The organism is Geodermatophilus normandii (genome assembly GCF_003182485.1).
Lineage (GTDB): Bacteria > Actinomycetota > Actinomycetes > Mycobacteriales > Geodermatophilaceae > Geodermatophilus > Geodermatophilus normandii.
The window spans coordinates 2373078-2392657 of the sequence record NZ_QGTX01000001.1; the positions used below are offsets into that span (position 1 = coordinate 2373078).

Annotated in this window: 20 protein-coding genes and 3 tRNA genes; 14 read left to right on the forward strand and 9 right to left on the reverse strand. The window is 75.1% G+C overall.

Translation table 11 applies throughout. The features are described 5' to 3' along the window. Positions 1 to 51: 51 nt before the first annotated feature. Genes JD79_RS11645 through JD79_RS11660 form a run of 4 tightly spaced genes read right to left on the reverse strand, consistent with a single transcriptional unit; the run spans position 52 to position 2593 of the window. Entirely contained in the window at positions 52 to 705 is a 654-nt protein-coding gene (locus tag JD79_RS11645) for a response regulator (protein WP_110005643.1), read from the reverse strand. Next, positions 702 to 1817 carry a sensor histidine kinase gene (locus JD79_RS11650; protein ID WP_110005644.1) on the reverse strand — a complete coding sequence of 372 codons (1116 nt, stop codon included), beginning with the start codon at positions 1815 to 1817 and terminating at the stop codon, positions 702 to 704. The genes JD79_RS11645 and JD79_RS11650 overlap by 4 nt, the downstream gene beginning before the upstream one ends. 49 nt (positions 1818 to 1866) lie before the next feature. Next, the gene (locus JD79_RS11655; protein WP_110005645.1) at positions 1867 to 2196 is read right to left on the reverse strand and encodes a putative quinol monooxygenase; all 330 of its coding nucleotides are present in this window, start codon (positions 2194 to 2196) and stop codon (positions 1867 to 1869) included. A 16-nt stretch (positions 2197 to 2212) separates the two neighbouring features. Further along, complete coding sequence (locus JD79_RS11660) at positions 2213 to 2593, reverse strand: VOC family protein (RefSeq protein ID WP_110005646.1); 381 nt, start codon at positions 2591 to 2593, stop codon at positions 2213 to 2215. Between the two features lie 54 nt (positions 2594 to 2647). On the opposite strand from JD79_RS11660, the gene JD79_RS11665 reads away from it, so the two are divergent. The 10 genes from JD79_RS11665 (at position 2648) to JD79_RS11710 (ending at position 11030) form a co-directional block, all read left to right on the forward strand. Then, a complete protein-coding gene (locus tag JD79_RS11665; RefSeq protein WP_110005647.1) occupies positions 2648 to 3460 on the forward strand; it encodes a fumarylacetoacetate hydrolase family protein in 813 nt (270 codons plus the stop codon). Then, complete coding sequence (gltX, locus tag JD79_RS11670; RefSeq protein WP_245900034.1) at positions 3457 to 4926, forward strand: glutamate--tRNA ligase; 1470 nt, start codon at positions 3457 to 3459, stop codon at positions 4924 to 4926. The genes JD79_RS11665 and gltX overlap by 4 nt, the downstream gene beginning before the upstream one ends. A 173-nt stretch (positions 4927 to 5099) precedes the next feature. Continuing rightward, complete coding sequence (locus JD79_RS11675; RefSeq protein WP_146220429.1) at positions 5100 to 6137, forward strand: CPBP family intramembrane glutamic endopeptidase; 1038 nt, start codon at positions 5100 to 5102, stop codon at positions 6135 to 6137. 61 nt (positions 6138 to 6198) lie between these two features. Continuing rightward, positions 6199 to 6270 (forward strand) — tRNA-Gln (locus JD79_RS11680). A 72-nt stretch (positions 6271 to 6342) separates the two neighbouring features. Beyond that, a tRNA-Glu gene (locus JD79_RS11685) sits at positions 6343 to 6415 on the forward strand. Between the two features lie 110 nt (positions 6416 to 6525). After that, positions 6526 to 6598, forward strand: a tRNA-Glu gene (locus JD79_RS11690). 138 nt (positions 6599 to 6736) lie between these two features. After that, complete coding sequence (gene galT / locus JD79_RS11695) at positions 6737 to 7825, forward strand: galactose-1-phosphate uridylyltransferase (RefSeq protein WP_110005650.1); 1089 nt, start codon at positions 6737 to 6739, stop codon at positions 7823 to 7825. After that, a complete protein-coding gene (galK, locus tag JD79_RS11700) occupies positions 7822 to 8985 on the forward strand; it encodes a galactokinase (protein ID WP_211307940.1) in 1164 nt (387 codons plus the stop codon). Before galT ends, galK begins: the two co-directional genes overlap by 4 nt. A 22-nt stretch (positions 8986 to 9007) precedes the next feature. Beyond that, positions 9008 to 10690, forward strand: coding sequence for a sodium:solute symporter family protein (locus JD79_RS11705; RefSeq protein ID WP_110005651.1), 1683 nt, complete (start codon positions 9008 to 9010; stop codon positions 10688 to 10690). Positions 10691 to 10706: 16 nt separating this feature from the next. Then, entirely contained in the window at positions 10707 to 11030 is a 324-nt protein-coding gene (locus JD79_RS11710) for a hypothetical protein (RefSeq protein ID WP_110005652.1), read from the forward strand. A 22-nt stretch (positions 11031 to 11052) separates the two neighbouring features. On the opposite strand, the gene JD79_RS11715 is transcribed toward JD79_RS11710, so the two are convergent. After that, a complete protein-coding gene (locus tag JD79_RS11715; RefSeq protein ID WP_110005653.1) occupies positions 11053 to 11277 on the reverse strand; it encodes a hypothetical protein in 225 nt (74 codons plus the stop codon). 177 nt (positions 11278 to 11454) lie between these two features. On the opposite strand from JD79_RS11715, the gene JD79_RS11720 reads away from it, so the two are divergent. Both JD79_RS11720 and JD79_RS11725 read left to right on the forward strand, forming a co-directional pair. Further along, complete coding sequence (locus JD79_RS11720) at positions 11455 to 12249, forward strand: helix-turn-helix transcriptional regulator (protein ID WP_110005654.1); 795 nt, start codon at positions 11455 to 11457, stop codon at positions 12247 to 12249. Between the two features lie 5 nt (positions 12250 to 12254). After that, positions 12255 to 13031, forward strand: a complete 777-nt coding sequence (locus JD79_RS11725; protein ID WP_110007646.1) for a helix-turn-helix transcriptional regulator — start codon at positions 12255 to 12257, stop codon at positions 13029 to 13031. A 10-nt stretch (positions 13032 to 13041) separates the two neighbouring features. Here JD79_RS11725 and JD79_RS11730 read toward each other — a convergent pair whose 3' ends face one another. After that, the gene (locus JD79_RS11730) at positions 13042 to 13719 is read right to left on the reverse strand and encodes an IclR family transcriptional regulator (protein WP_245900035.1); all 678 of its coding nucleotides are present in this window, start codon (positions 13717 to 13719) and stop codon (positions 13042 to 13044) included. A gap of 90 nt (positions 13720 to 13809) precedes the next feature. On the opposite strand from JD79_RS11730, the gene leuC reads away from it, so the two are divergent. After that, positions 13810 to 15222 (forward strand): 3-isopropylmalate dehydratase large subunit, encoded by a 1413-nt coding sequence (leuC, locus tag JD79_RS11735; RefSeq protein WP_110005656.1) that lies wholly within the window; start codon positions 13810 to 13812, stop codon positions 15220 to 15222. Between the two features lie 5 nt (positions 15223 to 15227). After that, positions 15228 to 15833: a 3-isopropylmalate dehydratase small subunit gene (gene leuD / locus JD79_RS11740; RefSeq protein ID WP_110005657.1), complete on the forward strand. Its 606-nt coding sequence runs from the start codon at positions 15228 to 15230 to the stop codon at positions 15831 to 15833. A 22-nt stretch (positions 15834 to 15855) separates the two neighbouring features. Here leuD and JD79_RS11745 read toward each other — a convergent pair whose 3' ends face one another. Genes JD79_RS11745 through cofC form a run of 3 tightly spaced genes read right to left on the reverse strand, consistent with a single transcriptional unit; the run spans position 15856 to position 19562 of the window. Beyond that, positions 15856 to 16791 (reverse strand): NUDIX hydrolase, encoded by a 936-nt coding sequence (locus JD79_RS11745; protein WP_110005658.1) that lies wholly within the window; start codon positions 16789 to 16791, stop codon positions 15856 to 15858. Then, the gene (locus tag JD79_RS11750) at positions 16781 to 18880 is read right to left on the reverse strand and encodes an RNA degradosome polyphosphate kinase (RefSeq protein ID WP_245900036.1); all 2100 of its coding nucleotides are present in this window, start codon (positions 18878 to 18880) and stop codon (positions 16781 to 16783) included. Before JD79_RS11750 ends, JD79_RS11745 begins: the two co-directional genes overlap by 11 nt. Before the next feature lie 49 nt (positions 18881 to 18929). Next, positions 18930 to 19562 carry a 2-phospho-L-lactate guanylyltransferase gene (cofC, locus tag JD79_RS11755; protein ID WP_110005660.1) on the reverse strand — a complete coding sequence of 211 codons (633 nt, stop codon included), beginning with the start codon at positions 19560 to 19562 and terminating at the stop codon, positions 18930 to 18932. Positions 19563 to 19580: the final 18 nt, after the last annotated feature.

Genomic DNA, 19580 nt, shown 5'->3' on the forward strand with positions numbered 1-19580 from the left:
CCCGTGCCGGAGGTCACGGTCCGGGGTCACGGCCGGGCCGTGACCCCGGCGTCAGAGCAGGTCGAGGGCCCGTGCCCGCAGCGCCGCCTGGGTGCGGTCCCGGGCGCCGAGCTTGCCGAGCACGTTGGTCACGTGGTTCTTGACGGTGCCCTCCGCGAGGAACAGCGCGCCGGCGATCTCCCGGTTGCTGCGCCCGTCGGCCAGGAGCCGGAGGACGTCGAGCTCGCGGTCGGACAGCGGCACGACCAGCGGCTGCGGCCGCTCGCGCGGGGCGTCGTCGAGCTGGGCGAACCGGGCCACCACCTTGGCCGCCACCGACGGCTGCAGCACCGACTCCCCGCGGGCGGCCGAGAGCACGGCCTCGACGAGGCGGTCGGACGAGACGTCCTTGAGCAGGTAGCCCAGCGCGCCGGCCCGCAGCGCGGCGAAGACGTCCTCGTCGTCGTCGAAGGTGGTCAGCGCGAGCACCCGGACGCCGGGCTGCTCGACCCGCAGGCGGCGGGTGGCGCCGATCCCGTCGAGCACCGGCATGTGCAGGTCCATGAGGACGACGTCGGGCCGCAGCGCCGCGGCCCGGTCGAGCGCCTGGTGCCCGTCGCCGGCCTCGCCGACCACCTCGACCTCGGGCCGGGCGCCGAGCAGCGTGACCAGTGCCTCGCGGAACAGCGCCTGGTCGTCGACCACGAGGACCCGGACCGGGCTCACCCGGGCACCTCGACGAGCAGCTCGGTGCCGGCGCCGGGGGAGGACCCGACGGTGAGGCAGCCGCCGACCCGGGCGGCCCGCTCGCGCAGCCCCAGCAGGCCGAAGCCCTCCCCGGCCCCGGCCGCGGCTCCCGGGAGGCCGGTGCCGTCGTCGCGGACGGCCAGCCGGACCGTGCCGTCGTCGCCGTAGGTGAGCACCACCCGCGCGCAGGTCGCCCCGGCGTGCTTGCGGACGTTGGTCAGCCCCTCCTGCGCCGAGCGGAACAGCGACTCCTCGGTCTCCGGCGGGAGCGGGCGCTCGACGCCCCGCACCTCGAGCGTGGCGGGTACGCCCGCGGCGGTCGCCTCCGCGGTGAGCACCTCGAGGGACGGCCGCAGGGGCGGCCGGGTCGCCGGTGCCCGCAGGGCCGCGACCGACCGGCGCACCTCGGCGAGCGCCTCCCCGGCCTGGTGCTGTGCCTTGGCGAGGACGGCGTCGGCCCGGTCGGCGTCGGTCCGCAGCACGGCCCGCGCCGCCTGGACCTGCATCGAGACGACGGCCAGGTGGTGGCCGAGACCGTCGTGGATGTCGCGCGCCAGCCGGTTGCGCTCGCGCGTGGTCGCCAGCTCCTCGGCCTGGGCGGCGTAGCCGCGCAGCAGGTCGTTGGCCTCGGCGAGCTCGGCCCGCGCGCGCTGCGCCTGCTGCAGCAGGGCGGTGACGACGGCGGTGAAGACCGCGGCCCCGAGCAGCCCCAGCGCGTTGCGGGCGAAGTCGGCCCACCCCATGCCCAGGTGCACCAGCGGCACGACCGCCGTCACCGCGGCGGCCGCCGGCAGCGGGAGCAGCAGGACGCACTGGCTGACCAGCACGAGCAGCAGCAGCGTGGCCCCGACGGCGCCGTGCGCCGCGGCGAACAGCAGCACGCCGAGCGGCAGCTGCAGGCACACGTGCGCGGCCGTGAGCCAGTACCGGCGCGGCGCCGGCTGCCGGGGCAGCCACCACAGCGACACCAGCGCGTGCGCGGCGTACGTCGTCCCGAGGGCGACCGCGAGCAGCGGGTGGGGGTCGGCGGTGGCCTCCACGGCGACGGTGAGCAGCGCGAGGCAGGTCATCACCGCCAGGACGCGGGTCACGCGGTCACTGTCCCGCCGCGCCGGTCAGCGGGTCGACGGACGCGCCGTGTCACCTCCGCGGCCGGACCTCGCCCATCGGGCCGAAGCCGTCCACCTCGGGGGTGTCGACGTAGATGATCTGCGGCTGCTCGGCGACCAGGTCCGACATCCAGTCGAAGGCGGCCTTCGCGTGCGGCGTCGCCACGTGCGAGGCGCCGGCGTCGGAGTCCCGGAAGCCCTCGATGCAGACGAAGGTGTTCGGGTCCAGGACGCTGCGCGACCACTCGAAGAAGAGGCTGCCCTCCTCGGCGTTCACCGCGGCGGCGTACTCGTCGGCCTTGGCGCGGAACTCCTCGATCGCGTCGGGCCGGACGGGGAACTTGATGACGATCAGGATCACGGCAACTCCTCGGGGGTCACAACGGGTCGAGTCGGCGGCGCAGCAGGCAGAAGGGGTTGCCCTCGGGGTCGGCGAGCACGTGCCAGCTCTCCTCCCCGGTCTGCCCGACGTCGGCCGGGGTGGCGCCGAGGTCCAGCAGGCGCTGCAGCTCGGCGTCCTGGTCACGGTCGGTGGCGCTGACGTCGACGTGCAGCCGCGGCTTGCCGGGGTCGGGGTCGGCGACCGGCGCGAACACCAGCGTCGGTGCCGCGCCACCGAAACCCGCCTCCGGACCGATCTCGACCGCGCCGTCGTCGTCGCGCCCGAGCACCCGGTAGTCCAGCACCTCGGCCCACCAGGCGGCCAGCGCCTCGGGGTCGCGGCTGTCGATCACGAGTTCGCTGAACCGGGCGGCCACCCGGTCACCGTAGGGCGGGCGGCGGGGACGCGCGGGGTCAGTAGCCTCGACGGCGTGCGCATCGTCCGCTTCGCCTCGCCCTCGGGCATGTCCTTCGGAGTCCTCGACGGCGACGGCCAGGTCGCCCAGATCGAGGGCCACCCGTTCGGGACCATCTCCTTCACCGGCCAGCGCTTCGCGCAGGCCGACGTCCGGCTGCTCTCGCCGATCCTGCCGAGCAAGGTGGTCTGCGTCGGCAAGAACTACGCCGACCACGTCAAGGAGATGAACACCGGCGACGCGCCCGAGCGCCCGCTGCTGTTCCTCAAGCCGTCGACGTCGGTGATCGGCCCGGGCGACGCCATCCGCATCCCCTCGGGCAGCACCAACGTCCACCACGAGGTCGAGCTCGCCGTCGTCATCGGCGCCCGCGGTGCGCGCAACCTGACCCCCGAGCAGGTCCCGGGCAGCGTCTTCGGCTACACGATCGGCAACGACGTCACCGAGCGGGACATGCAGAAGGCCGACGGGCAGTGGACCCGCGCCAAGGGCTTCGACTCCTTCTGCCCGCTGGGCCCGTGGATCGAGACCGACCTGCGCGGCGTGGGCAAGGACCCGGCCGACCTGGAGATCACCTGCACCGTCGACGGCGAGCCGCGGCAGGCCGGGCGCACCAGCCAGCTGCTCTTCGACGTCCCCACGCTGGTCAGCTACATCTCGCAGGTCATGACGCTGCTGCCCGGCGACGTCGTCCTCACCGGCACCCCGGCCGGCGTGGGGCCGATCCGGCCGGGCCAGCGGGTCGAGTGCGCGATCGAGGGGCTGGGCTCGCTGACCAACTCGGTGAGCGGCGCCGACACCGCCTCCACCGCCGGGAGCGCCCGGTGACCGGCGTGCGCACCCGCTTCTGCCCCTCGCCGACGGGCATGGTCCACGTCGGCCTGCTGCGCACCGCGCTGTTCAACTGGGCGCACGCGCGGCACACCGGCGGCGCGTTCGTCGTCCGCATCGAGGACACCGACGCCGCCCGCGACTCCGAGGAGTCCTACCGCCACCTGCTCGACTGCCTGCGCTGGCTGGGCCTGGACTGGGACGAGGGCCCCGAGGTCGGCGGTCCGCACGCGCCGTACCGGCAGTCCGAGCGCGCCGAGGTCTACCGCGACGTCGCCGCGCGGCTGCTCGAGGCCGGGCACGCCTACGAGTCGTTCTCGACCAACGAGGAGGTCGAGGCGCGGCGCCTGGCCGCCGGGCAGGACCCCAAGCTCGGCTACGACAACGCCGACCGGTTCCTCACCGACGCGCAGAGGGCCGCCTTCCGCGCCGAGGGCCGCGACCCGGTGCTGCGACTGCGGATGCCCGACGAGGACCTGGTGTGGACCGACCTGGTCCGCGGCGAGGTCCGCTTCGCCGCCGGCTCGGTGCCCGACTTCGTCCTGGTGCGCGGCAACGGCGCGCCGCTGTACCCCTTCGTCAACCCGGTCGACGACGCGCTGATGGGCATCACCGACGTGCTGCGCGGCGAGGACCTGCTGCCCTCCACGCCCCGCCAGCTCGCCCTCTACGGGGCGCTGCAGGACGTCGGCGTCGCGAGCGGCACCCCGCGCTTCGGCCACCTGCCCTACGTCACCGGGGAGGGCAGCAAGAAGCTGTCCAAGCGCGACCCGCAGTCCAACGTCGACGTGTACCGCGAGCGCGGCTTCCTCCCCGAGGGCTTCGCCAACTACCTGGCGCTGCTGGGCTGGTCGATCGCCGAGGACCGCGACGTGTTCTCGATGGCCGAGATGGTCGAGGCCTTCGACGTCACCCGGGTCAGCGCCAACCCCGCCCGCTTCGACCTGAAGAAGGCCGAGGCGATCAACGCCACCCACGTGCGCGAGCTGCCGGTCGAGGAGTACGTCGCCCGCGTGGTGCCCTTCCTCGCCGGCGCCGGCCTGGTGACCGACCCGCCGTCGGCCGAGCAGGACCGGGTGCTGCGCGCGATCGCGCCGCTGGCGCAGGAGCGCACGGTGGTCCTCTCCGACGCCGTCGGCCTGCTCGGCTTCCTCTTCACCGAGGAGGTCGCCATCGACCCCGCGGCCGCCGCGAAGAACCTGCGGCCCGAGGACGGCGAGGTCCTCGACGCCGCCGCGGGCGCGCTGCGCGACCTGGCCGACTGGAGCGCCGCCGGCATCGAGCAGGCCCTCAAGGCCGCGCTGGTCGACGGGCTGGGCCGCAAGCCGCGGCAGGCCTTCGGGCCGGTGCGGGTCGCCGTCAGCGGTCGCACGGTGTCGCCGCCGCTGTACGAGTCGATCGAGCTGCTCGGCCGCGAGCGCACCCTGGCGCGCTTCGCGGCGGCCCGGGACGCAGCGGGGTGACCCTCCCGCCCTGGGGCGGTCCGCCCCCGGCCGGGCCCGCCGGCTGGGACGGGGAGCCCTACACCGGCCCGCCACCCACCGGTCCCTACGGGGCGCCGCCGATGGTGCCCGGCACGCCGTACCGGCTCGGGGGAGGGCCGTGGGCGCCGGCCGGGGGCGGAGGACCCGGCCCGGTGCCGTGGCCGCTGGGCCCGGTGCCGCTGCCGCCCGGTCCGCACGGCCCGGCCGGACCCGGCCCCCTCCCACCGGGCGTGACGCTGGCCCCGCCGCCCGGCACGCCGCCGCACGACGAGCCGGTGCCCTTCCTGCGCGTCATGCGGGCGCGGGACTGGGCGTGGTGGCGGCCGCTGCTGGGCCTGCTGCTGTTCACCGTCGCCTACGGCGTCGCGGCGTTCGTGGTCGTCCTGCTCGTCGTGCTGACCGGCGTCTCGCCGGACCTCCAGTTGCTCGACCTGGTCGACCCCGGCGTGCTGCTGCTGACCAACCTGTCGCTGATCGTGGCGATCCCCATCGTCTGGCTGGTCTGGGTGGCCGCGCACGGCATGCGGCCGGGCTGGTCGTCGTCGGTGCTGGCCCGGCTGCGCTGGCGGCTGATCGCGCCGTTCACCCTGCGGGCCCTGGCCACGCTCGGCGTGGGCATCGTCGCGTCGGTGGTCCTGGGTTACCTGCTCGGCGACGCCGGGGTCACCGGCCCGGTCGACGACGTCGGCTGGCTGCTGCTGGTCGTGGTCCTCACCACGCCCCTGCAGTCGGCCGCCGAGGAGTACGTCTTCCGCGGTTACCTCAGCCAGACGATCGCCGGCTGGATCCGCAGCCCGCGGGCCGGCGCGGTGACGGCCGCGGTCCTCACCGCCGCGCTGTTCTCGCTGGCCCACGCGCCCGGCGACGTCGTCACGTTCCTGGACCGGTTCGCCTTCGGCCTGGCCGCCTCGGCCGTGGTGTGGATCACCGGTGGCCTGGAGGCGGCGATCGTCCTGCACGCGGTGAACAACGTGCTCGTGTTCCTCCTGGCCGGGTTCCTCGGCGACGAGGTCGCCACCGAGGAGGTGCCGGCCGGCGTCGGGCTGCTGTACCTGCTGCTCACGCTGGCGTCGATGGGGGCCTACGTCGCGCTCGTCGCGGCCTCGCGCCGGCGGCTGCGGACCGAGGTGCTGACGGAGGCCCGCGACCTGCGGGTCCCGGCGGGCGACCCGCGGACCCGGGGGTGGTGACACGTCGCCGTCGGGCGTCGGGTATCGTTCTCCCCGGCGCCGCGAGGTGCCGGCCAAGCCTTGGGGTATGGGGTAATTGGCAGCCCGACGGATTCTGGCTCCGTTAGTCTAGGTTCGAGTCCTGGTACCCCAGCGAGGAAGCACCACCTCCTCAGCACCACCGCACCTCAGCAGCACCGCACCACCGCAGGACCGCACCACCGCACGGCCCGTCGTCTAGCGGCCCAGGACGCCGCCCTCTCACGGCGGTAGCGAGGGTTCGAATCCCTTCGGGGCTACAGCGCAGCGAGAGCCCCCGGTCACCGACCGGGGGCTCTCGCCGTTCCCGGCCCGGACGGCGGACCCCCGTCGGGCCGCCGGTGGTCCCCGTGGCAGAATCGGTGCGTCCGGCCCCGTCGTCTAGCGGTCCAGGACGCCGCCCTCTCACGGCGGTAGCGAGGGTTCGAATCCCTTCGGGGCTACAGCGCCACACCAGCAGGGCCCCCGGCTCCCGGCCGGGGGCCCTGCTGCGTGTCCGGGTCCCCGAGTGGCCCATGATCGCCAGCGGGCATAGCGTTCCCGGGGCCCCTCCCTCGGGCCGGGAACGGAGGCGACGCAGGGTGATCAAGACCTCTCGCCGGCTGGCCGACGGCCGGGAGATCCTCTACTTCGACGCCGACGGCACGCCTGCCCGCACGGCCGAGGACACCCGCGACCTCCCGCCGGTGGGGACCCACTCGCAGCTGCGCTGGGACGCCCTGCTCGGCGAGTGGGTGGTGATCGCCGCCCACCGGCAGACCCGCACCTTCCTGCCGCCGGCCGACCAGTGCCCGCTGGACCCCTCGCGGCCCGGCCGGCCCACGGAGGTCCCGGAGAGCGACTACCAGGTCGTGGTCTTCGAGAACCGCTTCCCGTCCCTGGCCACCGGCGTCGACACCGCCGTGACGCCGACCGCGCCCGGTGCCGCGCTCGCCGAGCTGCGCCCCGGGTTCGGCCGGTGCGAGGTGGTGCTGTTCACCAGCGACCACTCCCAGCACTTCGCCGGGCTGGGCCGCGAGCGCGCCCGCCTGGTCGTCGACGTCTGGGCCGACCGCACCGCCGAGCTGGGCGCCCTCGACGGCGTCGAGCAGGTCTTCTGCTTCGAGAACTCGGGCGAGGAGATCGGGGTGACGCTGTCGCACCCGCACGGGCAGATCTACGCCTATCCGTTCGTGACGCCGCGGGTGGAGCGGGTGCTCGCCTCGGTGCGCCGGCACCGGGAGGCCACCGGCGGGGACCTGTTCGCCGAGGTCGTGGAGTCCGAGCGCACCGGCCCCCGGGTGGTGGCGTCCAACGAGCACTGGGTGGCCTTCGTCCCGGCGGCGGCGCGCTGGCCCTACGAGGTGCAGCTCTTCCCCACCCGCCGGGTGCCCGACCTGCCCGCCCTCGACGACGCCGAGCGGGACGCGCTGGCCGAGGTCTACCTCGACGTCCTCGGCCGCTTCGCACACCGCATGGACACCCCGATGCCCTACATCGCGTCGTGGAACCAGGCGCCGGTGCGCGCCGGTCGCGATGACTGGTGGCTGCACCTGCAGCTGTTCTCGCTGCGCCGCGCGCCGGGCAAGCTGAAGTACCTGGCCGGCTCGGAGTCGGGGATGGGCGCGTTCATCACCGACACCAACCCGGAGGACGTCGCCGAGCAGCTGCGCACCGTGGTGGTCCCGTGAGCGGGGTGCCGAGCGACGGCGAGGCGGCGGCCCGCGCGGCCGACGCCTTCGCGGCCCGCTTCGGAGGCGCACCCGAGGGCGTCTGGGCCGCTCCCGGCCGGGTGAACGTGATCGGCGAGCACACCGACTACAACGGCGGCCACGTCCTGCCGGTCGCCCTGCCGCACACCACGCGCGCCGCGGTCGCCCGCCGCGACGACGGCCGCCTCGTCCTCGTCTCGGCCCAGCACCCGGACGCCGACGCCGACGTCGCCGTCGCCGACCTCGCGCCGGGCACCCCCGGCGGCTGGGCCGGCTACCCGGCCGGCGTCGTCCACGAGCTGCGCGAGCACGTCCCCGGCGGGCTGAGCCTGCTCGTCGACGGCGACGTCCCGGCCGGTGCCGGGCTGTCCTCCTCCGCGGCGCTGGAGTGCGCCGTCGCGCTGGCGCTGCGCGACCTGCTCGGCCTGGACCTCGGCCCGGGCGACCTCGTCGACGTCGCCCGGCGGGCCGAGAACGACTTCGTCGGCGCGCCCACCGGCATCCTCGACCAGTCCGCCTCCGTGCTGTGCACCGCCGGGCACGCGCTGCACCTCGACACCCGCGACCGCAGCAGCGAGCAGGTGCCCCTCGACCTCGAGGCGGCCGGCCTGGCGCTGCTGGTGGTCGACTCGGGCACCACGCACGACCACGCCGCCAGCGGCTACGGCGAGCGGCGCCGGGAGTGCGAGGAGGCCGCCCGCCGCCTCGGCGTCGACCTGCTGTGCGACGTGCCCGGCGTGGACGCGCTCGCGCCGCTCGACGACGGCACCGGGCGCGGCGCGCTGCTGCTGCGCCGGGCCCGTCACGTGGTCAGCGAGGACGCCCGCGTCGAGGAGGTCGTCGGGCTGCTGCGCGCCGGCGGCGACCCGCGCGAGGTCGGCCCCGTGCTCACCGCCGGGCACGCCTCGCTGCGCGACGACTTCGCGGTGTCGGTGCCCGAGCTCGACGCCGTCGTCGAGATGGCGCTGGCCGCCGGTGCCCACGGCGCCCGCATGGTGGGCGGCGGCTTCGGCGGCAGCGCGGTCGCCCTCGTCGACGCCGCGGCCGTGGACGACGTCACCGCCGCCGTCACCGAGCGCGCCGGCGCTCCCCGTTCCTACGTCGTGGTCCCCGCCGCGGGGGCCCGGCGCCTGTCGTGACCCGACCCGAGTGGAGGCCCGAGTGGACGATCTGAGACTGGACGCGTCGTTCGTCGACTACCTGCTGGTGGCCGCCTACTTCGCCGTCGTCCTGCTGATCGGTGCCGCCGCGCGACGGCGGGTGTCCGACAGCCTGGACTTCTTCCTGTCGGGCCGCTCGCTGCCCGCGTGGGTCACCGGCCTGGCGTTCATCTCGGCCAACCTCGGGGCCGTCGAGATCGTCGGCATGTCGGCCAACGGCGCGCAGTTCGGCATGAGCACCATGCACTACTTCTGGATCGGCGCGGTCCCGGCCATGCTGTTCCTGGGCGTGGTGATGATGCCCTTCTACTACGGGTCGAAGGTCCGCAGCGTCCCGGAGTTCATGCGCCGCCGGTTCGGCACCGGCGCCCACCTGGTCAACGCGCTCAGCTTCGCGGTGGCGCAGATCCTCATCGCCGGCATCAACCTCTACCTGCTGGCCACCATCGTCGAGGCGCTGCTGGGCTGGCCGCTGTGGCTGTCGCTGATCGTCGCGGCGGCCGTGGTGCTGAGCTACATCACCCTCGGCGGGCTGTCGGCGGCCATCTACAACGAGGTCCTGCAGTTCTTCGTCATCGTGGCCGCGCTGCTGCCCCTGACGCTCATCGGCCTGCACCGGGTCGGCGGCGTGGGCGGCCTGGTCGACCGGGTCACCGACTCCGGCCGCGGCGAGGAGCTCACCTCCTGGCCGGCCACGGAGCTCTCCGGCATCGGCAGCCCCGTCCTGTCGGTGATCGGCATCGTGTTCGGCCTCGGCTTCGTGCTGTCCTTCGGCTACTGGACGACGAACTTCGTCGAGGTCCAGCGGGCGATGGCGACCAAGTCGATGTCCGCGGCCCGGAGCACGCCGGTCATCGGCGCCTTCCCGAAGATGTTCGTCCCGTTCATCGTCGTGATCCCGGGCATCATCGCCACGGTCCTGGTCCCGGAGGTGGTCGAGGCCCGGGCGGCGTCGGCCACGGACTTCGACTACAACAACTCGATCCTGCTGCTGATCCGCGACACCCTGCCCAACGGGCTGCTCGGCGTCGCCCTGGCGGGCCTGCTGGCGGCGTTCATGGCCGGCATGGCGGCCAACATCTCCGCCTTCAACACCGTCTTCAGCTACGACCTGTGGCAGCAGTACGTGAAGAAGGACCGGCCCGACGGCTACTACCTCGCCGTCGGCCGGTGGGCGACCGTCGGCGCCACCGTGGCCGCCATCGGGACGGCGATCATCGCGTCCGGCTACACGAACCTCATGGACTACCTGCAGACGCTGTTCGGCTTCTTCAACGCCCCGCTGTTCGCCACCTTCATCCTCGGCATGTTCTGGCGGCGGATGACGCCGACGGCGGGCTGGATGGGGCTGGTGTCCGGGACGCTGGCGGCGGTCGCCGTCGCCTTCCTCAGCGAGGACGCGTTCGGGACGGCGTCGCTGGGCGTGCTCCCGATCGGCGGCCAGGGCGCGAGCTTCGTCGCCGCCAGCGCCGCCTTCGTCGTCGACATCGTGGTCAGCGTCGTGGTCAGCCAGGTCACCGCGCCCAAGCCGGTCGCCCAGCTCGCCGGCCTGGTCTACTCCGAGACCCCCAAGGAGCAGCGGACCGACCCCGACGCGCACCGGCTGCCCTGGTACCAGTCGCCGACCAAGCTGGCCGGCATCGCGCTGGTCATGGTCATCGTCCTCAACGTGGTCTTCCGCTGACGTCAGGAGCACGGTCATGAGCAGCAGCACCTCCGGCCCCGCCGGGACGAAGCACGCGGCCGGTGCCTTCGACGTCCGCAACGTCATCGCGGCGCTGATCGGCTTCTACGGCGTCGTGCTCGTCCTGATGGGGATCTTCGGCAACTCCCCGGCCGAGCAGGAAAAGACCGGCGACGTGAACGCCAACCTGTGGGCGGGCCTGGCGATGCTCCTCTTCGCGGCGGCCTTCCTGCTGTGGGTCCGGCTGCGCCCGATCGTCGTCGAGGCCCCGCCGGACCGGCAGGACCCCGAGGACGACGGCAGCGGCACGACGGCCGGCCCGTCCCTGCACCGGAGGTGAGGGCCGGCCGCCGTGCCGGGGGTCAGCAGGTCGGGCGGAGGAACGTCACCGTCATGACGCCACCGCAGCCGCTGCGGTCGTAGGACGAGCCGGGGCCGGTGGGCGTCGTCGTGTCGCTGTCGCCCAGCAGCACGGTGAGGGTGACGGCGGCGGCCGCGGCCAGGGCGACCGTGACGGCGATGACCGCGAGCAGCATGCGGTGGGTGGCGGCCCAGGCGGCGGCCGGGGGACGGACGGCGGTGGTCATCGGGAGCCTCTCCGGGTGCGGCGGCGACCGCCCCTGGGTGGGGGGACCCGGCGGTACGGGCCGGGACCGACGACGTTGCGCCCCGGCCCGGCGCGGCGGAATACGTCGAAGTGCGTATCCCGGAGGTCCCCGCGGCCGTCCTAGCGTCGTCCCACCGGCCGACGGGGGGAGCGGTCCATGGGCACCGGTCACCTGCACGCGCGGGACGCCGACGACCTGCTGGAGCTGCTCCGGGCCGCCCGGTCCGAGGACCCCGGACCCGTGCTGCCGTGGGGGCTGCTCGAGGGGCTGGTGCGCCTGGTGCCCTGCGGCGTCGTCCTGACCTGCCGGCTGCTCGACCACCGCGACTGCCGGACCGTCGTCGTCCAGGGGGCGCTCGCCGACGGGACGCGCGGCGTCGAGCACGCCGACGCGCGGGCGCTGGAGGGCCCGTACGCCCGGCTGCGCTCGCCGGTGACCGGGGGCTCGCGGGGCGTGCGTGCCCTGCGTCGCGCCCTGGCCTCCCCGTTCCCGCGCCCGGTGGACGGGGGAGGGCCGGCGCGCGCCGAGGTCGTGACCGACGTGCCCGGGGAGCTCGTGGTGCCCCTGCGGTCACCGGCCGGTCCGGCGGCGCACCTGCTCCTCCTCCGGACCGACGACGAGCCGTTCCCCGACCGGGACCCCTCGCTGCTGGAGCTGGCCCGCCCGCACCTGGTCGAGGTCTGGGCGGCCGCCGAGCGGCGCCGGGCGGGGATCCCGCGGCTGACCGCGCGCGAGTGGGAGGTGCTCGCGCTCGCCGCGGCCGGGCTGGTGACCGACGAGATCGCCGCGGCCCTGTGCATCGCCGTCGGCACGGCGCGCAAGCACGCCGAGCACATCCGCGAGAAGTGCGGTGCCCACTCCCTGGCCGAGGCGGCCGCCCGGTGCCTGCCCGCCGGGTCGGGGCCGCTGCCCCCGGGGGCCCGGGACGGCCTCGGCCCTCCGGGACGGTGACCGGCGTGGGCACCGGTTCCCTGCGCGAGGGCGACGCCGACGCGCTCGCCGACCTGCTGCGGGCCGCGCGGTGCGAGGACCCGGGGCCGGTGCTGCCCTGGGTGCTGCTCGAGGGACTGCTGCGGCTGGTCCCGTGCGACCTCGGCGTCACCTACCAGGCGCACGACCACCGGCGCCGGCAGAGCCTGCTCGTCCAGGGCGTCATGGACGACGGCACCCGGGGGGTGGAGGAGCCGGGGCCGACGGCTCCCGACGACCGCTTCTGGCACCTGTGGTGGTCCTCGATCTGCAGCTGGCCACAGCGCACCGGGGACCTCGCCAGCGTGATCCACACCGGGGACCTGTACCCGACCGAGCGCGCCCGCCTGGCCGACCCGATGCACGCCGAGGTCCTCACCGACAGCACCGCCGAGCTCATGGTCTCGCTGCCCGCCCCGCCGGGGGAGGCCCGCCGGCTGCTGTTCCAGCGCTGGAGCGGCGGGCCGTTCACCGAGCGGGACCGGCGGCTGCTCGAGCTGGCCCGCCCGCACGTGCAGGAGCTGTTCCTGCTGGCCGAGCGCCGCCGGGCGGAGGTGCCGCGGCTGACCCGCCGGGAGTGGGAGGTGCTGGCGCTGGCCGGGGCCGGCCTGTCCACCGAGGACATCGCGGCCGCCCTGTGGATCTCCCGCGGCACCGTCCGCAAGCACGCCGAGCACATCCGCGAGAGGTGCGGGACGCACACGCTCGCCGAGGCCGCCGCGCGTGCCCTCCCGCACGCGCCGGTGGCCGTGCCGCGCCGGTGACGCCGCGGCCTCAGCCCGCGGCGCGGGCGATGACGGCCGCCGTCTCCAGGACCGCCCCGACCACCTCGGGGCTCGGCCGGCGGCCCAGCCGCTCCACCGGTCCGGAGATCGACACCGCGCCGAGCACCGCGCCGGCCGGGTCGCGCACCGGCGCGGAGAGCGAGGCGACGCCGGGCTCGCGCTCGGCGACGCTGTGCGCCCACCCCCGACGGCGGACGTCGAGCAGGGTGCGGGCGGTGAAGCTGGCCTGCGGCAGCAGCGGGGTGACCTCCTCCGGCGGGGCGAAGGCCAGCAGCGCGTGCGCCGCCGAGCCCGCCGTCATGGGCAGCCGCGCGCCGACCGGCACCGTGTCGCGCAGGCCGTGCGCGCGCTCCGCGACCGCGACGCACACCCGCGAGCCGCCCTCGCGCACGTAGAACTGGGCGCTCTCACCGCTGGCGTCGCGCAGCGTGGCCAGGTGCCGCCCGGCGACCCGGGCGAGGTCGGCGCTGCCGTGGCTGAGCTCGGTCAGCGCCGGCCCGGGTGCCCACGTCCCCGCCGGCGTGCGCCGCAGCAGCCGGTGCCCCTCGAGCGCGACGGCCAGCCGGTGGGCCGTCGCGCGCGGCAGGTCGGTACGGGCGACGAGGTCGGCGAGCGACGCCGGCTCCTGCGCGACGGCGCGCAGGATGGCCACTGCTTTGTCCAGCACGGCGACGGGGTTAGGCTGTCCCACACAGCGATACTCCCATCCCACACAGTGAGAAGCCACCGTGGGATGACCCGAACCGGGAGGGACCCCGTGCCGAAGACCCTGGCGGAGAAGGTCTACGACGCCCACGTCGTGCGCAGCGCCGCGGGCGAGCCGGACCTGCTCTACATCGACCTGCACCTCGTGCACGAGGTCACCAGCCCGCAGGCCTTCGACGGGCTCCGCGCCGCCGGCCGCCGGGTCCGCCGCCCCGACCTGACGATGGCCACCGAGGACCACAACGTCCCGACGCTGGAGGTCCTCAAGCCGATCGCCGACCCGGTCAGCCGCGCGCAGGTCGAGGCGCTGCGCCGGAACGCCGCGGAGTTCGGCATCCGGCTCGCGCCGATGGGCGACCGCGACCAGGGCATCGTGCACGTCATCGGCCCGCAGCTCGGGCTGACCCAGCCCGGGCTGACCATCGTCTGCGGCGACAGCCACACCTCCACCCACGGCGCCTTCGGCGCGCTGGCGTTCGGCATCGGCACCAGCGAGGTCGAGCACGTGCTGGCCACCCAGACGCTGCCGCAGAACCGGCCCAAGCAGATGGCCGTCACCGTCGAGGGCGAGCTCCCCGAGGGCGTCTCGTCCAAGGACGTCATCCTCGCCGTGATCGCGAGGATCGGGACCAACGGCGCCGCGGGGCACGTCATCGAGTACCGCGGCAGCGCCATCGAGGCGCTGTCGATGGAGGCCCGGATGACGATCTGCAACATGTCGATCGAGGCCGGCGCCCGCGCCGGGATGATCGCCCCGGACGAGACGACGTTCGCCTACCTGCAGGGCCGCCCGCACGCCCCGCAGGGCGCCGACTGGGACGCCGCCGTCGAGTACTGGCGCACGCTGCGCACCGACGAGGGCGCCGTCTTCGACACCGAGGTCGTGCTCGACGCCGCCGAGCTCTCGCCGTTCGTCACCTGGGGCACCAACCCCGGCCAGGGCCTGCCGCTGACCGAGCGGGTGCCCGACCCGGCCGACCTCGCCGACGACAACGAGCGCCGCGCCGCCGAGCAGGCGCTGGCCTACATGGGCCTGACGCCGGGCACCCCGCTGCGGGAGATCGAGGTGGACACCGTCTTCCTCGGCTCGTGCACCAACGGCCGGATCGAGGACCTGCGCACCGCCGCCGAGCTGCTGCGCGGCAGGAGGATCGACGCCGGCACGCGGATGCTCGTCGTCCCCGGGTCGATCGGCGTCAAGCTGCAGGCCGAGGCCGAGGGCCTGGACCGCGTCTTCACCGAGGCCGGCGCCGAGTGGCGGGGCGCGGGGTGCTCCATGTGCCTGGGCATGAACCCCGACCAGCTCGCGCCGGGGGAGCGGTCGGCGTCGACGAGCAACCGCAACTTCCAGGGCCGGCAGGGCAAGGGCGGACGCACCCACCTGGTGTCGCCGTCCGTGGCCGCCGCGACCGCCCTCACCGGCCGCCTCACCGCCCCCGCCGACCTCGAGACCGCCGGAGTCTGAGCCCGATGGACGCCTTCACCACCCACACCGGCACGGCCGCCCCGCTGCGCCGCAGCGCCGTCGACACCGACCAGATCATCCCGGCCGAGTACCTCAAGCGGATCACCCGCACCGGCTTCGAGGACGGCCTGTTCGTCGCCTGGCGCACCAACGAGCCGGACTTCGTGCTCAACCAGCCGCAGTACGCCGACGCCACGGTCCTCGTCGCCGGCCCCGACTTCGGCACCGGCTCCTCGCGCGAGCACGCCTGCTGGGCGCTGCTCGACGGCGGGTTCCGCGTGGTCATCAGCTCGCGGTTCGCCGACATCTTCAAGAACAACTCGACCAAGTCCGGCCTGCTCACCGTCGTCCTGCCGCAGGCCGACGTGGAGGCGCTCTGGCAGGCGGTCGAGGCCGACCCCGCGACGCCGGTGACGGTCGACCTGCAGGCCCGCACGGTCACCTACGGCGACACGACCGTGCCGTTCGAGGTCGACGAGTACACCCGCTGGCGGCTGCTCGAGGGCCTCGACGACGTCGGCCTCACCGAGCGGCACCTGGCCGACATCGAGGCCTTCGAGGCCGGGCGCCCCGCCTGGCTGCCCCGGGCCCTCCCGGCGCTGCCCGCCTGAGGTCCGCCCGGCCCCGGCTCCCTCAGCGGGGGGCGTCGGGGTCGGGACCGAGGTCGCGGTAGTAGTCGGCGGCCAGCGCGCCGGGTCGGCCGCCGAGTGCCCACACGCTGCCCTTCGCCGCCGGCGGGTACAGCCGCCCGGCGACCCCCTCCCAGCGGACGCCGAGGCTCATCAGCACCGACGGGATCGCCCCGCCCTGGCTGCAGACCACGGCGACGCCGGGCTGCTCGCGTGGCTCCAGCAGCCGCTCGACCGCGGCGAGGCCGGCCTGCGGATCGGCGGCGAACTCCTCCTCGCCGAGCTCCGGCAGGGAGCGCACCGGCAGGCCGGTGCGCTCCGCCAGCGGCTCGAGGGTCTGCCGGCAGCGCACCCGGTCGGCGCTCAGGAGCTCGCACGGGCCGAACACCGGCAGGACGTCGGCGAGCTGCCGCGCCTGCCGCCAGCCCCGGGTCTCCAGCGGCCGCTCGTCGTCGGGGCCGTCCCAGTCGCTGCGGCTGCCGGCCTTGGCGTGGCGCACCAGCAGCAGCGTCGGCGTCCGGGGGACGTCGTCGCGGAGGAGGTCGGCGACCACCCGACGGTCGTGCTCGTGGGTCATCAGCGCCGCCGCCTCGGCGACCGGCAGCCAGCGCAGCTCGTCGACCTCGTCGTTGGGGACGAACGGCTCCTCGGCACCGACCGCGCGCATGAGCCAGTAGTCCACCTGCTTGGGCCCGGCGGCGACCTCGTAGCGCGTGCGCAGGCTGCGCCGGCCGGCCACGACCCGCAGGCCGGTCTCCTCGGCGACCTCCCGCACGGCGGCGGTCAGCGCGTTCTCCCCGGCGTCGAGCTTGCCCTTGGGCAGCGACCAGTCGTCGTAGCGCGGGCGGTGCACGACCACGGTCTCCAGCCCGCCGCCGGCGGCCGGTCGCCACACCACCCCGCCCGCGGCCGCGACGACGGCCGCCCGCTCAGTCGGCATGCTCGGTGACCAGGCGCATCAGCCGTGCCTGGGAGTCCCGGGTCCCGGTGCGGGTCCAGCGGCCCTCGGGGCCCAGCTCCCAGCAGCGCACGCCGGGCGCCATCGCGTCGTCGAACACGGCCTGCAGCTGGCGCTGCGCGGTGTCGTCGCACACCCGCAGCAGCACCTCCACCCGGCGGTCGAGGTTGCGGTGCATGAGGTCGGCGCTGCCCAGCCAGAACTCCGGCTCGCCGTCGTTGGTGAAGGACATCACCCGCGAGTGCTCGAGGAAGCGGCCCACGATCGAGCGGACCCGGATCGTCTCCGACAGGCCGGGGACGCCGGGCCGCAGCGCGCAGATGCCGCGGATCAACAGCTCCACGGGCACGCCCGCCCGGGAGGCCTCGTACAGCGCGTCGATGACCCGCTCGTCGACCAGCGAGTTCACCTTGAACCGGATGCCCGCGGGCCGGCCCTCGGCGGCGTGCCGCGCCTCCCGGCGGATCTTCTCCACCAGGCCGCTGCGGATGCCGTGGGGCGCCACCATGAGCTGCCGGTAGGCCGTCTGCCGCGAGTAGCCGGTCAGCACGTTGAACAGGTCGGTGAGGTCGGCACCGACCCGCGGGTCGGCGGTGAGGATGCCCAGGTCCTCGTACAGCCGCGCCGTCTTCGGGTTGTAGTTGCCGGTGCCGATGTGCACGTAGCGGCGCAGCACGCCGTTCTCCCGGCGCACCACCAGCGCCGTCTTGCAGTGCGTCTTGAGCCCCACCAGGCCGTAGACGACGTGGCAGCCGGCCCGCTCCAGCGACCGGGCCCAGGTGATGTTGGCCTGCTCGTCGAAGCGCGCCTTGATCTCGACGAGGACGACCACCTGCTTGCCCGCCTCGGCGGCGCTGATCAGCGCGTTGACGATCGGCGAGTCACCCGAGGTCCGGTAGAGCGTCTGCTTGATCGCCAGGACGTGGGGGTCGGCGGCGGCCTGCTCGATGAAGCGCTGCACGCTCGTGGCGAACGAGTGGTACGGGTGGTGGACGAGCACGTCCCCCTCGCGCAGCGTCGCGAAGACGCTCTTGGGCGTCTCGCCCTCGCTCAGGCGCGGGTGGGTGGCCGGGACGAACGGCTCGTCCTTGAGCTCCGGGCGGTCGAGGTCGTAGAGCGCCCACAGCGAGGAGAGGTCCAGCAGCCCGGGCACCGTGACGACGTCCTGCGGGCTCATCTCCAGCTCGGAGACGAGGACGTCGAGGATCTGCGGGTCCATGGTCTCGGTGACCTCGAGCCGCACCGCCGGGCCGAACCGGCGTCGGGCGAGCTCGCGCTCGAGGGCCTGCAGCAGGTCCTCGTCCCGGTCCTCCTCCACCTCGAGGTCGGCGTTGCGGGTCACCCGGAACAGGTGGTGGTCGAGGACGTCGAGGCCCGGGAACAGCTGCGGCAGGTGAGCGGCGATGAGGTCCTCGAGCGGCAGGAACGTCGCCTCGGAGTCCACCGCCCCCACGGGCACGAACCGCGGCACGTTGTTGGGCACCTTGAGCCGGGCGAAGCGCGGGCCACCGGTCTCCGGGTCGCGGACGACGACGGCGAGGTTGAGCGACAGGCCGCTGATGTAGGGGAACGGGTGCGCCGGGTCCACGGCCAGCGGCGTGAGCACCGGGAAGACCTGGTCGCGGAAGTACTCGCGCAGCCGCCGCGTCTGGGTCTCGGCGAGGTCCTCCCAGTGCACGATCCGGATGGCCTCGGCCTCCAGCCGCGGCGTGACGTCCTGCTGGAAGCAGACCGCGTGCCGGTGCACGAGCTCCTGGGTGCGCTCGGTGACCCGGGCCAGCTGCTCCCGGATCGTCAGCCCGTCGGGGGAGCGGACGGTGAGCCCGGTGCTCTGCCGCCGCTTCAGCCCGGCGATGCGCACCATGTAGAACTCGTCGAGGTTGCCGGCGAAGATCGCCAGGAACTTCGCCCGCTCCAGCAGCGGCAGCGACGTGTCCTCGGCCAGCTCCAGCACCCGCGCGTTGAAGTCCAGCCACGACAGCTCCCGGTTGAGGAAACGGTCCGCCGGCAGCGCGGGCGGTTCCTCGGGGGGGCGTGCGGGGACCTCGGGCGACGTCGTCTCGGCTGCCACCGCCACATCGTGCCCCACCGAGGTGAACGGCGAGAGCGCGCCGGAGCGCTCAGGCGGCCGGCCGCGGCAGTCGCGGCAGCAGCGCCGCCGTCGCGGCGCCGACGCCCAGGTGCACGGCGGCGGCGAGGTCGGCGGGGGTGTCGACGTCGCGGCGCAGTCCCGGCCAGCCGCCGGCCAGCGGCACCGCGCCCGCCGCGGCGTGCGCGGCGGCCGAACCCCGCCCGAACCGCGGGTCCAGCGGCACGCCCGACGCGGTCAGCAGCGTCGTCCCCGTGCCCGCGGCGTCGGCGACGAAGCAGCGCGGCGCGGTGGCGGCGGCCAGCGCGGCGGCGAGTTCGTCGGACCGCAGCGCCGGCAGGTCCGAGGACAGGGCGGCGACGGCGTCGCCGCCGCTGGCCCGGGCGCCGTGGGCCAGCGCCGGGTTCAGGCCGCGGTCGGGCTCGTCCGGGACGGTGCGCGCGCCGAGCGCCCGGACGGTGGCGGCCGCGCGCTCGTCGTCGGTCACCACGACGACGTCGGCCACCGCGGCGCAGTCCCGGGCCGCGGCGACGGTGTCGGCCAGCAGCGCGAGCACGAGGTCGGCGTGCACCCCGGGACCACCGCCGGTCAGCGGCACCAGGCGGGTCTTGGCCGCGCCGAGCCGCTTCGCCGGGACGACCAGGGACCACCGCACGGCGTCCATGTGAGCACACGGCGGCGT

Excerpts from the sequence above, each read along its gene's own strand:
- JD79_RS11710 (WP_110005652.1), top strand. The coding sequence starts at position 10,707 with ATGAGCAGCAGCACCTCCGGCCCCGCCGGGACGAAGCACGCGGCCGGT.
- JD79_RS11715 (WP_110005653.1), bottom strand. The coding sequence starts at position 11,277 with ATGACCACCGCCGTCCGTCCCCCGGCCGCCGCCTGGGCCGCCACCCAC.
- JD79_RS11720 (WP_110005654.1), top strand. The coding sequence starts at position 11,455 with ATGGGCACCGGTCACCTGCACGCGCGGGACGCCGACGACCTGCTGGAG.
- leuD (WP_110005657.1), top strand. The coding sequence starts at position 15,228 with ATGGACGCCTTCACCACCCACACCGGCACGGCCGCCCCGCTGCGCCGC.
- JD79_RS11745 (WP_110005658.1), bottom strand. The coding sequence starts at position 16,791 with ATGCCGACTGAGCGGGCGGCCGTCGTCGCGGCCGCGGGCGGGGTGGTG.
- cofC (WP_110005660.1), bottom strand. The coding sequence starts at position 19,562 with ATGGACGCCGTGCGGTGGTCCCTGGTCGTCCCGGCGAAGCGGCTCGGC.